Origin of the sequence: Photobacterium sagamiensis, from assembly GCF_050337085.1 — a bacterium.
Classification (GTDB): Bacteria; Pseudomonadota; Gammaproteobacteria; order Enterobacterales; family Vibrionaceae; genus Photobacterium; species Photobacterium sagamiensis.
This window is the reverse complement of the sequence record NZ_JAKJSP010000013.1, coordinates 143,166-157,175: the sequence shown is the minus strand read 5'-3', so window position 1 is coordinate 157,175 and position 14,010 is coordinate 143,166. Positions and strand designations below refer to the sequence as shown.

The 14,010-nt window shown below is 43.5% G+C and carries 14 protein-coding genes; 6 read left to right on the top strand and 8 right to left on the bottom strand.

The annotated features are described in order from the left end of the window. Nucleotides 1-420: 420 nt before the first annotated feature. The 4 genes from L4D76_RS04350 to L4D76_RS04335 form a co-directional block, all read right to left on the bottom strand. Nucleotides 421-1,851: a discoidin/SUN/FTP domain-containing protein gene (locus L4D76_RS04350; protein ID WP_428439712.1), complete on the bottom strand. Its 1,431-nt coding sequence runs from the start codon at nucleotides 1,849-1,851 to the stop codon at nucleotides 421-423. Nucleotides 1,852-1,860: 9 nt separating this feature from the next. Beyond that, complete coding sequence (locus L4D76_RS04345) at nucleotides 1,861-2,079, bottom strand: hypothetical protein (RefSeq protein WP_428439711.1); 219 nt, start codon at nucleotides 2,077-2,079, stop codon at nucleotides 1,861-1,863. Between the two features lie 323 nt (nucleotides 2,080-2,402). Beyond that, nucleotides 2,403-3,287 (bottom strand): aspartoacylase, encoded by an 885-nt coding sequence (locus L4D76_RS04340; protein ID WP_428439710.1) that lies wholly within the window; start codon nucleotides 3,285-3,287, stop codon nucleotides 2,403-2,405. Nucleotides 3,288-3,441: 154 nt separating this feature from the next. Further along, a complete protein-coding gene (locus L4D76_RS04335) occupies nucleotides 3,442-3,885 on the bottom strand; it encodes a hypothetical protein (protein WP_428439709.1) in 444 nt (147 codons plus the stop codon). 255 nt (nucleotides 3,886-4,140) lie between these two features. Between L4D76_RS04335 and L4D76_RS04330 the strand changes: the two genes are divergently transcribed. Beyond that, complete coding sequence (locus L4D76_RS04330) at nucleotides 4,141-4,359, top strand: VF530 family protein (RefSeq protein WP_428439708.1); 219 nt, start codon at nucleotides 4,141-4,143, stop codon at nucleotides 4,357-4,359. An 87-nt stretch (nucleotides 4,360-4,446) separates the two neighbouring features. On the opposite strand, the gene arfB is transcribed toward L4D76_RS04330, so the two are convergent. Both arfB and L4D76_RS04320 read right to left on the bottom strand, forming a co-directional pair. Further along, entirely contained in the window at nucleotides 4,447-4,860 is a 414-nt protein-coding gene (gene arfB, locus L4D76_RS04325) for an alternative ribosome rescue aminoacyl-tRNA hydrolase ArfB (RefSeq protein WP_428439707.1), read from the bottom strand. A gap of 255 nt (nucleotides 4,861-5,115) precedes the next feature. Continuing rightward, nucleotides 5,116-5,562 carry a c-type cytochrome gene (locus L4D76_RS04320; protein ID WP_428439706.1) on the bottom strand — a complete coding sequence of 149 codons (447 nt, stop codon included), beginning with the start codon at nucleotides 5,560-5,562 and terminating at the stop codon, nucleotides 5,116-5,118. Nucleotides 5,563-5,853: 291 nt separating this feature from the next. On the opposite strand from L4D76_RS04320, the gene L4D76_RS04315 reads away from it, so the two are divergent. The 5 genes from L4D76_RS04315 (at nucleotide 5,854) to L4D76_RS04295 (ending at nucleotide 11,177) form a co-directional block, all read left to right on the top strand. Continuing rightward, complete coding sequence (locus tag L4D76_RS04315) at nucleotides 5,854-6,216, top strand: hypothetical protein (protein ID WP_428439705.1); 363 nt, start codon at nucleotides 5,854-5,856, stop codon at nucleotides 6,214-6,216. Nucleotides 6,217-6,405: 189 nt separating this feature from the next. Beyond that, on the top strand, nucleotides 6,406-7,119 hold the full coding sequence (locus L4D76_RS04310) for an SGNH/GDSL hydrolase family protein (protein WP_428439704.1): 714 nt from the start codon (nucleotides 6,406-6,408) through the stop codon (nucleotides 7,117-7,119). Nucleotides 7,120-7,227: 108 nt separating this feature from the next. Then, complete coding sequence (locus tag L4D76_RS04305; RefSeq protein ID WP_428439703.1) at nucleotides 7,228-8,202, top strand: nucleoside hydrolase; 975 nt, start codon at nucleotides 7,228-7,230, stop codon at nucleotides 8,200-8,202. A gap of 317 nt (nucleotides 8,203-8,519) precedes the next feature. Next, a complete protein-coding gene (locus L4D76_RS04300) occupies nucleotides 8,520-10,613 on the top strand; it encodes a methyl-accepting chemotaxis protein (RefSeq protein ID WP_428439702.1) in 2,094 nt (697 codons plus the stop codon). A 261-nt stretch (nucleotides 10,614-10,874) separates the two neighbouring features. Next, nucleotides 10,875-11,177: a hypothetical protein gene (locus L4D76_RS04295; RefSeq protein ID WP_428439701.1), complete on the top strand. Its 303-nt coding sequence runs from the start codon at nucleotides 10,875-10,877 to the stop codon at nucleotides 11,175-11,177. Nucleotides 11,178-11,360: 183 nt separating this feature from the next. On the opposite strand, the gene gcvT is transcribed toward L4D76_RS04295, so the two are convergent. Together gcvT and L4D76_RS04285 are read right to left on the bottom strand one after the other, a co-directional pair. Next, nucleotides 11,361-12,479, bottom strand: a complete 1,119-nt coding sequence (gcvT, locus tag L4D76_RS04290) for a glycine cleavage system aminomethyltransferase GcvT (RefSeq protein ID WP_428439700.1) — start codon at nucleotides 12,477-12,479, stop codon at nucleotides 11,361-11,363. A 77-nt stretch (nucleotides 12,480-12,556) separates the two neighbouring features. Further along, nucleotides 12,557-13,936 carry an alanine/glycine:cation symporter family protein gene (locus L4D76_RS04285; protein WP_428439699.1) on the bottom strand — a complete coding sequence of 460 codons (1,380 nt, stop codon included), beginning with the start codon at nucleotides 13,934-13,936 and terminating at the stop codon, nucleotides 12,557-12,559. Nucleotides 13,937-14,010 lie beyond the last annotated feature (74 nt).

Below are 14,010 nucleotides of genomic sequence, written 5' to 3'. Positions count from 1 at the left end.
TGATGGCTTAAATCGCTCTACGAAAGCTATGTGAGAAATAAATACGGTTAGGGGAGCGGCCAGAACATCACCTTTCCAACCAGGTGAAAAAACTCATAATTTTTGAGGTTATCTAGTAGATGATTTTATCGATTATCCACCCCACCAAAGAGTAAATGACAAAAAAGATTACCAGGCTTGATATGATTCTTATCTCATTAAATGGCTCTGAGAAAATGTCGAAATAAAAACCGAGCAGGCTCTTAAGCATTGAGAACAAAAACACCGCTACAATCAATGAAATTAAATACTTCATCCGAATATCCTTATTCCTGGATACTTAATCAAAGTGTAGACTTAATTACTGTAACACCACAATCCAAAAAAAAACGACAGCGATTCATACACTGTCGTTTTTCAATACTCTCTCGCGAAGGTCGTTTATTTTAGAATATCGTAAGGTTTAGCCCAATCAAAACGCTGGCTAAGATCAGCTTTAATTTGCTGATAACGTGGTGATGACTTCATGGCTTTCACATCATCTAAGGTAAGTAGATCTTTTTCACCTTGAGGATGTTGCGTACGAACATGAATGATATCCTGTGCACTTTGACGTAAAGAGCTCACAGCGACTTTCTCGCCGTTTCCATTGGTGAAATGGGTGTAGATTTTTGGTACATATCCCGAATCGACTTCTTTGCAATTATTCATCGAAGGTACCCACATACCTTTACCGTCTTCAGTAAAGTAACCAGTAACAGGACGACCTTTGGCAATATCTTCAATCATGCAGAAGGTTGGACTCTCACCGGTAAGGTTATGGGTGTTATTGAAAGCATGGCTTACCCAATCACCACCGCTAGCCTGATCGGTGCCTTTCTCTGGATCCCACACAGTCTCATCGACCCATACCCAGCTATCTGAAGGCCCTGTCAGAGATGTTTCAATTACAAAGTTTTGCGGATCAGAGTCAAAATAGGCTTTGTTGGTATTTTCCAGGGTATATTGACTTACGTAATCACGGTTAACCCAATAAACAGGACGATCAGTGTTTACGTTACGGCCTCGATACTTACCATCCATCACACCAAAAGTATTGAATACGGTTTTCGCAACATGGTTGGCTGAATCATCTGCTGCAGTATCTTCTGTATCATCAGTAATGAAATAAGGGGCCTCGCTGTACAGCAAACTTTCACCACCGGTAATGATCCCCGAACGTGGACCTGAATACTGGTAGTTAGCAACATCATAAGTCGGTTTTGTGGCCCCTGAATCCAGTATTGTCTGGCCTTTTATCACGCGAACTGAGCTACCAATCCATCGGCCTTCAAATTTCAGGACATAATCGAGGGTAAGGATCTCCGTTTTCGCCGCGACGTTGTTATCATAACTTTGAATGTCAAAATGAGACTGAGTTGGATCGAAATCCCAACGGCGGAAGAAGGTGACTTTAGTTCCCTTTTGGCTTATCGCCATCGGTTTATTATCGTAGTTACTGCTACAGCCTTCATCCCTTTTCGCGACATAAGCCAGCTTCACACCAGCCACATCAACTCGACAAACATACTGATCACGTAAGCCTTCAGGGTTCACCTTTTGCACGATGCGCTTGAACAGATCCCCATTCACGCCGCTATTTTTAGCTTGGAAATACCCTAAGGCATCATTATATGCGACAAACTGAGCCTGATACTGTGCTGGTTGTGTAAGAGCATAATCGAGCATGAAGTACTCAGCTTTATTCTGCTGAATTTTATTCGCCGTATAAGTGATCAGCTCTTTCGCCTGATAGTAGCCCTGAAGAGCAGGAGCGGCAGAAACCTGATGTGCAACAAGCATTGACGCTGCACAAAGAAGCATTTTTTTCATTATTATTCCTTACTTCTGAAAGTTTTCTGGTGTACTGAACGCAGTGCCATCATTCGATGCATACTTTACGTTCTGAAGCTCTTGCAGATCTGCCGCATCAACGCTGAGTTGCGTTTTGGAGGAGGCCCGTTGGCTATACTGGCTTTGAGATGAGTCAGATGAGGAACCTCCCCCGCCGCAGCCAACCATCAGAGCAGATAAAAATACTACTGGAACTAAATATTTCATGATAATAATACTTATGGCTTAAGTAACGACTAAAAGAACGATGTATTATTACATTTTGTAATAATTAAAAAAACATCGTTCACACTGTTTCATAATAAAATAAGTCAACATCAGAATATCTCAGATCAGCGCCTGACCTTAGCGCCTGCAAATTCTCGCTGAAACGAGTATCTTGAGGGTACTTGGGTATAGAGATGCGTAATAAACGATGATCAGGGAAGGTTTTCGACAGAATGGCGTCTATACGGATCAAGTACTTGGAAATCAGGCCCCATAGTAGGGGCCTGATATTTTTGATTTTTATATAACGATGATTCAGTCGGTCAAAGCTCTATGAGCAGTTTCTTACCTAGCGACATCGCCAGGTTGTTATCATAGTATGCCGCTTCATTAATGAAATGCGGATAAGCTTCATAATCACCTTCCCAGCAAACTTCTGTGCCATCAAACAACGTAAAGATCGGGTCACCTGAATGCAGGGGTTTGAAGTCAGCATCCTGAATATTTTTATGTACCATACCGGCACGCTCGCCGTTTTCATCTTCCGGTAATTTCAGCGTCTCGGTATATCTGAATGCTTCATAACTGGCAGGAAGTCGTGGCAACGCATTGGTATTATGCAGCTCGATATAGTCCAGAATATGACGGGTCATTTCTTCCATCCAATCCAGCACATCCTGACGGATCACCGATTGAGGTTGCGGACCTATTTCGACAATCACGCCATGGGGAGAGATTGAACTGAGGAAAAAATGCTCTTCAACGGGCACTTGATCTTCGAAAACCACAACAGCAGATGGCATACGCGACTTCACATAGGCGCCCATTTTTAGATTAAAGTCATCTGACTGCAGCAAAATAAGAGAAGGCCCCATATTACTGGTGGTGTTATGAAGATCGATGATGAAATCGGTTTTAGCATTGCCTTTCGGGCCAAGCTGATTGTTTATCGCTTTCGCTCTGCTTTGCTCATAATTGGCAAGATCCTGAGCATCCAGGTCGGCTGATAAAAACTGACGATTCAAGTCGCAATCAATATAACGTTGGTTTTCTTCATGCGCTTTCGGGTTAGCAAAAACCGTTTGTGTAGCAAAGCTGCTACGAGAAATTAGCTGAGCATTTTTTTTCCACTTTCGTAGCAAATAAATGCCACTAAATTCATTGCCATGAGTACCGCCGACAACGGCAACAGTGTTAATTTTATTCATCGTTGTTTCCACAGGCTATTTTTCCACGGGTTTAGTGCTCGCCGATTGGGTTTCAAAAAGCATCACTTGTTACTAGCTATTCATTTTTTATGCATAATTCCAGTGTACGCATTTTGCTGATTCATGCCAATGAAAGATGACTTTACTATTTCTCTCAAACCGGACATGTTTGGATCAACTTCAAATATGAATGCAATTCACCATTTTTGTACTCAATAGCAGAGTGAATGTTAACGATTTTATTCGCGATAACCGCGCAGTGGTATCGGTTATCCCCTTTGCTAATTTCAATCTCAATCACACCGTCGACTAAAGACCAGTGGCCTTGGGTTTTCATTCGATTGAACAAGGAGAATTCTTCTAATGTACCGTCGGCATGCAATATTAATTCAGTGATGTAACCGGCACTACAGGTTTTTATCCAGTGTTGACAAGCGATCTCATCAAGAGTGAAATTTCGTTTATTTTCCAGCCACTGATTAATATTCTGATGCTGATCTTCATCTAAATCAGGTAGTGCATCAGTATCTAATAATCTCGCTCTGTCTGTCTCGCGAAAGAACAACTGTAGTAACTGAAGTGTTTTTTTCTCTGACATCCCTATCGCCTCAAACGGTAAAATCATAACGAGAGTAAAGAGAAACAACGCAAATCGCTAAAACTATCACTACATATAGAATAGAAGTGTTAGCAAGATCAATAAATTACAATACTATCAGGGTGGTTTCTTGTTATCTAAAAGCCGTTTGACCGAAACCGAAGAACTCTGGCTGAGTGTTAACTCCCCTTCAGGAATACTATCGAGGATGAAGCTGATATACTTACCGCTGGTTTCATTAATCTGCTACAAGCTATGACACAAGCAAATAATCCACTACACGGCATTACCCTGGAAAAGCTTCTCACCGAACTGGTCGAATACTATGGTTGGGACGAGCTTGGTGCGCGCATCAATATCCGTTGTTTCAACGATAACCCGAGCATTAAATCCAGCCTCAAATTTTTACGTAAGACAGAGTGGGCAAGAGTGAAGGTCGAAAACCTTTACCTTAAAATGAAAAAGCATCACTAATCTCGGGTATGCAAATCCTAAAAAAGCGCTAGATAATTTAGCGCTTTTTTTATTTTTATGTGGGGGTGAAAAACCTCAAGCCAGCAACTAAAAGCTCACCTTTCCTCGTAAGGATTTAGTGCTACCTCGCTGAGTTTTTTTGTCCACTCGGCGACGTTTTGAACCTAATGTAGGTCTGGTCGCCCGACGCGCTTTCACCTGCACAGTGGCTGAAATGATTAACTCTTTTAACCGCTCCAGCGCATCTTCTTTGTTTTTTTCCAGAGTACGAAATTGCTGAGCTTTGATGATGATCACACCATCTTTGGTGATCCGGTGATCAGACAACTTTAAAAGACGTTCTTTGTAAAATGCCGGTAAGCTGGATCGATTAATATCGAACCTGAGATGCGCTGCACTGGACACCTTATTGACATTCTGCCCACCAGCACCTTGCGAGCGAATAGCTGTCATTTCGATTTCCCAATCGGCCAGCTGTACATTGTTGGAGATGGTTAACATAATTGATTTAGAAACCTGGTCAGTTGRGCCTGTATTATACCAATCGTAATTCTCTTTGGAATAGGGCTAGCGTGTAGCTTCTCGACGCCCGAGTTTGGCTTTCAACGCCCGAGGCTATCAGAAATAGATGGTTGGGGTGGTAACAATCGTTAATAAGCTGATTTAAAACAACAAAAAAGCAGCCATCAAAAAGCTGCTTTTAACTGTTCATAGAATGCCTTCAATTAATCACTCAACAAAGCAGGCTTGATCACCTTACCTGTAAGGTCGGTAAAGAGTTGGCTCATAGGGCTCAAGCTCATAACGCGACTCAAGGAAAGTAACCAAATCAATCAATTGAGTAACCGTTAATGCATCATTATAGTTAGGCATGATTGATTGACCCTCTTGTTGAATAACAGCAAGATCATACCCTTCTGCAATTTGATGCGATGGGTTTATAACCGAGGTAACGACTTCAGAATAGCTTTTTATCCGCTTAACCTCTCCACCAAGCGCAACAGAAGCCGTAGCTCTCTCCACAGCTGACTCTGGCTGGTCAAATCCCTCCATTGTATGGCATTCAAGACATTGCATCGTCAAAAATACTTTTTCCCCATTAACCACATTTCCTGCGGGTAAGCTAAAGCCCGTAGAACTCTGCTCACATCCCGTTAATCCCACTACAGCTAATAGAAAAAGGAATATCAGATTTTTATTCATAGCAGCCACTCCTTATTTTTACTAAATAATCGAGTTTACAAACGCTCAATTAAACAGAGAGTTCACTGACAAGTGTAGAATAAAAAAATTAGCCTCGTTCAAAACCACATATTTATCCAGTAATAATGATGCATATGGGTGTCATTGAGAACTGATACGGAACCTACAGAGCACACGGTTAGTAATAACAACGCCCCTGTTAGTCAGTTATTATATTGGTTAGCCATTGACGCTATATAACTCCGTTCTATAGTTAATAAGAACTAACAAACAGATAATATGGGGGGAGTTATGACATCTCAAGTTTCATATTCCAAGCTGGAAAAAGCCTACAGCCATGATTTTCGCAATAAAATCAATATGACAAGGAACACCAATGAAGTTCACGATGTGTTCTGCTATACCGTTGCTTCAATGTTTAATGAAATTGTAGACACAAAGAAATTTAGGGAAAGGGACATCGACTTCTACCCTGAAAGAGAATGCCACTATGAGCTAGGCGAAAAAATTAAGCTAGATTCCGCCATTGCAGAATGCCTGAATGGCTCTGACTTAGGGCGCATCCTGAATGATCTGGCTCAGACCGCAACCAACAGACACACCCATTTAGAAAAACATCCGGAAAAAACAAATTCAAAGATCATGCGTCATTGAACTAACTGATGCCAATCATATTAATATTACCAACCATGTACCGGTTATTTTTTAGTGAGATTGATTTTAATGTAATGGATATCATCTCGATTGATATTACTTCCCCGCCAGCCGCCAAAGGCTGGCAGCGGGTCTCATTTGTACCCAGCCACAGAGCTGATCTTGAAAGACTCCCGTAAGGAAACAGACATGATTCACTACTTAGCGCTGGTGTTAATGGGCCCCGTATTTGTGGTTCAGGGGCTTTATGTACGTAAAGTAACACCCCAGCTAGAAGAAGCGACCGGCGCCCGCAGTGGACGATGCGGACAAGGCAAATTACTTCGTCTGTTATTAATCGGAGATTCTGCTGCAGCAGGTGTTGGCGTTCACAATCAATCAAAAGCCCTGTCAGGTAATCTGGTAGGTGCATTAAGCGAAAAGTTTCAACTGGAGTGGCAATTACTGGCAAAATCTGGGTATACCACAAAAGATACCTATGACATGTTGATACATCAGCCTAAAGAACACTATGACGTTGTCGTTGCATCACTGGGAGTTAACGATGTTATCAAAACGCTCACCACTAAAGACTGGTTAAATCATCAAAAAGCTCTGGTTGTATTCATTCGTGAACATTTTTCCTGCCGGCAAATAGTACTTACCAAAATCCCTCCGATGGAAAAATTTCCCGCCTTACCCCCTCCTTTACGCTGGTATCTGGGAAGAAAAGCCAGAGATTTCAATCGACATCTAAGCCACTGGACAACAAGTCAGGATGATTGCGAACTGATAGATATTAACCATCGCTTAACGACCGAGCAGATGGCAACAGATGGCTTTCATCCCGGACCTGGGATCTATCAGTTTTGGGGACAATCTATCGCGCAAGTGATCAAAACCCGTTGGCACTCAAATGATTAAACCTCACTTGCATGACATTCCCTTACGATTTTTTTGATAACAATCACGGTTCTGGAAACTCTGCTAGTTACTATGTTTGAGTTCTAAATTTGTTGGACATAAATACAAATGACTAAAAAAATCATACTAGATACTGATCCCGGCATTGATGATGCAATGGCTATTTTGTTTGCCGAAGCACATCCTTCAATTGAAATGCTCGCCATAACAACGGTATATGGCAATGCAACCATAGACAATGCAACCCGCAATGCCCTTTACCTGAAACAGAAATTTCATCTTCAAGCCGATATTGTCAAGGGCGCGAGCAAGCCACTCAATCGTCCGCCCGTTGGCCCTACCGTCGTTGTTCATGGTGAAAGTGGTTTTGGCGATTTAGTACCACCTTCTGACATCACAGAAAAACCCGATCCTCGTCCGGCTTACCAATACATTATCGATACCGTAAAAGCACAACCTGGTGAAATTACACTGGTTGCAGTTGGCCCGCTGACAAATATTGCACTCGCACTCGAAGCAGCACCAGAAATCGTTGATTTAGTGAAAGAAGTTGTCGTGATGGGCGGTGCATTTGGTATGAATGGCCATCGTGGTAATGTCACACCTTATGCCGAAGCCAATATTCATGATGATCCCCATGCCGCTGACATTGTCTTCTGTGCTTCATGGCCGGTGGTCATTATTGGCCTGGATGTTACCCAGCAAAGCTTTTTCACAGAAGAATATTTAGACCGACTACGCGATGATGCCAGTGACGTTGGCCAGTTTATCTGGGATGTCAGTCGTTACTATCTTCGCTTCTATTCTCAAAAAGTGGGTCTTAAAGGCTGTCATGTTCATGATCCATCCGCTATTGCCTATGTGATAGATCCCGCGCTATTTACCTTACGCCAAGGTCCTGTTCGCGTTGTGACTGATGGTCCCGCCGAAGGCCATACCATACAAAAATTTGATACCCGAACGTATCAGAACGATGAGTGGTCGAGCATGCCAGCGCAGCAGGTAGGTATTTCAGTTAAAGATGAAGCACTACTTAAACTGTATCGACAAAGCATTGTTGATTACAGCCGCCGATCACAGTAAGAATGTGGCTGATTTCCAATAACTGAACATCTCGCTTAGTTAACGTAATCTTTCATAAAAATGCCTGCTTTGTGCAGGCATTTGTCCCATCGATAGGTTAGCAAGGCTTAGAATCCAACAAAATATGAAAGCTTTGTCACTTATACATACACCCCATTAATACTTGGCAATATCCTATTTATTTCTTTTATATATAATAATTTCTTGGCTTATTTTTTACATTCTCATTAAGCACATTAATATTTGTAATATTTTTGGCGCGTTACAGAATAAGTCTATTTAAGCAGTGTTAACAATATAATAAATAAGGATTTTCCGTGTTTAAAACAATAAGAACACGTATTGCCATTAGTGCTGGTATTGCAATGGCATTTACATTACTCATCGCTATGGGGATGACAACAAGAGCATTTACCAATGTCCATCAACAAGTAACTGACAAAGTAAAACATCAACTTAACGAAGCAACAGATTTCCATCTGAAATCCACAGCATCAGAAGAGGGAAAAACAATTGCAAACCAACTCTTCCCTGTTCTTGCGAATCTAGACCAAGTTCGATCCATCATTGAACTCAGCGGTGAAAGTGCTATCGGTGCCGATACCATCGTCAAACAGTTTACTGCTGCTTTAAAAGCACAAAATAAAGCGGTATTTGCTGGTTATATGGTATGGGAACAAAAAACCTGGCCAGAAAATTCCGAAACGGGTGCGGCTTCAGCAATTAACACCAAAGGCTATCTTGCCCCGTTCTTTTCTCCAAACTCTAACAATGGCTTCGATGCTGTTGCAATGGAGAGCTTCAGCAATACCAGCCTGAACAATAATGGCGAACGAACTGATGACTGGCATTTAATGCCATTCGAAACAGGTAATACTTTCGTAATGGAACCTTATATGTACCCTGTCCGCGGTACAAAGGAGCTCATTACAACTATCAGTCAACCCATTAAAATTCACGGTGAAATCGTCGGCTCGTTAGGGTTTGACTTGTCGCTGGCAGAGCTTCAGGGGCAAAGCGAAAGACTTGCGCATGATCTATTTGATGGCCAAGGTAATATCATTATTACCTCATGGAAAGGTGCCGTATTAGCAAACAGTGGTGCACCTTCTGAGGTTGGTAAAAAAGTGACCAATTCACTGTATTCACAGTGGTCAGATATTCAATCATTCGCTCGCCAAAAAGATATCGGCCTGATAACAATAGGGGCTGATAAATATGCAATTACCTCTGTAGAAACTTCAGACAAACCGTGGATCGTGATGGTTTCCGTCCCCACCAGTAAGTTAATTCAAACTGTTACCAACTTCGAAAGTTGGAGTAGCACTCAAAATGACAGTGCGATTCGTCAGGGTGTTATCGCGGGTTTTATTGCTGTAGCTCTTGGTATTTCTGCAATGACCTTTATTGCAAACTCGCTGGGCAAGCTTCTGTCAAACTTGGTTGAACGTTTTCGAGACGTTGCTGAAGGTGATGGCGATCTGACTTACCGCATTGAAGTCAGGGGCAAAGATGAAACCGCCCAACTGGCTCATTGGTTTAATACTTTTCTGATTCGATTACAGGGTACATTACGGAACGTGATGGTAACGGCCGATCAGGTTGACCACAGTGCCGTAGAAGGCAAAGTAAAAGCGGCCGACTCTAAAAACAAACTGATTGAGCAAGTTAATGAAGTTAATTCTCTCGCAACAGCCATCAATGAAATGAGTGCTACAGCACAAGATGTTGCGGGATCTGCGGTTCAGGCAGCAGCGGCTGCCAGCCAAGTGCAATCTAATAGCCTCAGCGGAATGGATAAAATGAACAATGCCGCTACATCTGTTGGCGATTTAGCTTTACGCGTTAACGATGCACAAGGACAAATCCAGAATCTTGCAGAGTCGAGTGCTGCTATCCAAGGCATTTTGTCTGAAATCGGTGGTATTGCCGATCAAACAAACTTGCTGGCATTGAATGCCGCAATCGAGGCGGCACGTGCTGGTGAAGCTGGCCGAGGCTTCGCTGTCGTTGCTGATGAAGTACGCAACCTTGCAACTCGTACTCAAAGCTCAACCGAAGAAATTCGCAGTATGCTTTCTCGTCTGGAGCAAGAAACCCAGTCAATCGTCGTATTGATGCAGCAAAGCCAGCAGCAAGCGATGGAAACCAAAGATGAGACACAGTCTGCTCAGCATGCTTTGGCAGAAATCAACGAAGCGATAAATGTGATTAATGATATGAACAATCAGATAGCCTCTGCCGCGGAAGAACAAAGTGCGGTTGCAGAGGAAATCAATCGTAACGTCGTCGTTATTAATGACACAGCAAATGAGGTGATGGACACAATGACATCTTCTCTCACAATCAGTGAAGAACTAGCTGGTAAAGCAACAGATCTTCACCAGGAACTGAATAAGTTCAAAACCTAATTCAACACCACCAATCGATCAAGTAAAGCCGCCACATCTAAGCGACCAAAATTTGGTTGCTTTTCAAACCAATCGGGACAATTATCCCGATTGGTATTATTTCCCCCGCCCAACTTTCGTCCGGTATTCAAAATACCTGCTTTGTGCTGGCATTTTCACTAGACCCGAAAGTTAGAATCGTCTCAGGTATGAGACGCATCCGTTCCCCGCTGCTTTCTATAATATCAGTAAGGAAACTGTTGAATATGGGGGGGCTATACAATGAGTGGATTTGTAGCTCCTAGAGACTGGTCTTTTGTTGCCGATATGAATTTCAGTGGCTCAGTAACCGTTACGGATGTCGGGTTATGGGTCCAATGGCTGTTTTTTTATCCCGGTGATATCGCCATTAATATTATGACCAACTTTATCCCACAAGTGTCTGATTTGCTTGGAATTAATCAGGGCGTATATGGTGGGTTGATTTCATTTATTCTGTCATGTTTTCTATGGTGGGGAGTGTTGAAGGTTGTGTACAATAATTTACTCCCATTATGGAGCAAAGAGTCCTATTTTAGAAATTAAATAGTAGTGACTTTCACCCCCAGAATGGCGCCGGGATCGGCACCCAAGAAAAAAGGAGCCTCAGGCTCCTTTCTCAGTCTTAGATGTTAATTAGGTTACCCTATTCACCGCAGCCACTGCTAATTCACAGCGGCTTTTATCACGTCGGCTTTTAACCACGACTGCTCTTAACCACGCCAGCTCTTAACCACGATAGTAGCGCTGAGGCACAAACGGCATTTTCTCAACGGTCATAGGTAGCTTCTTACCACGTACTTCGGCAAATAGCTCCGTACCGATCTGAGCCAGATCCGTTTGAACATATGCCATCGCAACCGGCATGCCTTTCGATGGGCCAAACGTACCACTGGTTACAATACCGACTTCTTTATCATTGGCATCAAATAGCTTACTGCCTTCACGCACAGGCGCTTTTGACTGGCCTAGCAGACCAACACGCTTACGAGCAACATCTTTGGTTTTGATTTGTTCAAGAATAAGCGCTGCACCAGGGAAACCACCTGCACGCTCACCGTCTGCACGACGAGACTTGCTGATCCCCCAAAGCAGACTGGCTTCTACCGGTGTTGTTGTCGGATCAAGATCGTGGCCGTACAGGCACAGACCACATTCAAGACGCAGTGAATCACGTGCACCAAGGCCAATCCACTCGACTTCAGTATGCGCCAGTAATTCACGCGCCAAAGCGTCAGCTTTATCTGCCGGTACAGAAATTTCGTAACCATCTTCTCCGGTATAACCCGAGCGGCTCACATAACATTCAACGCCCACTAACTCTAACTTGGTGGCGTCCATGAAAACCATATCACTCACGGCAGGATTAAGGCGCGCAAGCACGTCAGCAGCTTGTGGACCCTGCAATGCCAGTAACGCACGATTTTCAATCACTTCCAGTTTCACATCGTCAGGCAGGTTTGCTTTCAGGTGGGCAATATCTTGATCTTTACATGCAGCATTAACAACCACGAACAGGTGATCACCAAAGTTAGTTACCATAAGATCATCGTTAATACCGCCATTTTCATTGGTAAAGAAGGCATAACGTTGCTTACCAGCTGGCAGATCGATGATATCTACCGGTACCAGCGCTTCAATTGTTTTAGCGGCATTTGCACCATGAAGACGTACCTGCCCCATGTGCGACACATCGAACAGACCTGCTGCATCACGGCAATGCAGATGCTCTTTACGCACACCCAGCGGGTACTGAACCGGCATATCATAGCCAGCAAATGGAACCATTTTCGCACCCATTTCAATATGAAGTGCATGAAGAGGGGTAACCAGAAGTTCTTGGGACATACGTTTAATACTCCATAAGCCGCATACCTTGCGGCCAATTATCCATACAGTCGTCAGTAATACAATTCATACCAACATTATGATTCGTCTGTATATTTCTTCTCTTCATTCTGACGCGAGAAATACTCTTTTGTCAGTTTAAAGACCACAGGACTAAGCAATAACAGAGCAATCAGGTTAGGAATTGCCATCATTGCGTTTAATGTATCTGCAAGTAGCCAAATGAATTCTAAAGAACTGGTTGCACCAATTGGTACTGCAACAATCCAAAGAACTCTAAAAGGAACAACAGCCTTCACACCAAATAAATACTGAACACATTTTTCGCTGTAAAAACTCCAGCCCAAAATGGTGGTAAAAGCAAAAACAGAGAGCGCAATCGCCACAATATAGTTGCCAAGGCCAGGTAATGCAGAAGCAAAGGCCACCGAGGTTAATGCAGCCCCGGTTTCACCTGTCGACCAGGCACCTGTCACGACAATAGCAATGCCTGTGATACTACAAACCACAAGCGTATCGATGAACGTACCCAGCATCGCCACTAAACCTTGTGCGACCGGGTTCTGAGTTTGTGCTGCAGCATGCGCAATAGGCGCACTACCTAAACCCGCTTCATTTGAAAACACACCTCGTGCCACACCGAATCGGATCGCCGCCCAAACCGCGGCACCTGCGAAACCACCTTGTGCCGCAACAGGGGTAAAGGCGCTGCTAATGATCAGGGAAAAAGCCGCGGGAATTTCAGAGAAATTCATTCCCAGTACCAGCAAGCCCGAAGCGATATAGAAAGCGGCCATTAACGGAACCAATTTACCGGCCACATCAGCAATACGCTTAATTCCACCCATCAGCACCAGGCCAACGAGGATCATCATCACCAGACCCGATACCATCGGTGGAATACCGAAACTGGAACTCACCGCAGCCGCTACCGAGTTCGACTGCACGGTATTACCAATACCAAAACCCGCAATCGAACCGAAAATGGCAAACGCTGTTCCCAGCCATGCCCACTTACGGCTAAGGCCATTTTTGATGTAGTACATCGGCCCGCCAACATGGTTACCCTCTTCATCGGTCTCTCGATATTGAACCGCACAGACCGCCTCAGCGTATTTTGTTGCCATGCCCACCAGCGCAGTACACCACATCCAAAACAGAGCACCCGGTCCCCCTAAGAAAATCGCCGTTGCCACCCCTGCAATGTTACCGGTACCGATGGTGGCTGAAAGGGATGTCATTAACGCGTTAAACGGACTGATTTCACCTTTTACAATTTTTTCTTTTTCAGGAATTCGGCCTGACCACAGTAATTTAAAACCCGTTCCTAGCTTCACAATTGGCATGAGCTTTAAGCCAACGGTCAGAAATACCCCTACACCGAGGATCATCACCAGCATGGGCACGCCCCACACCAGGCTATTTATTGCAGATATAAAGTTCGTTACAGCTTCCATATGGAACTTTCTCCTTCACTTTTTTCATGTCTGCAAAAACATAGGTTGGCTCTGTTTTACATACAACAACCACC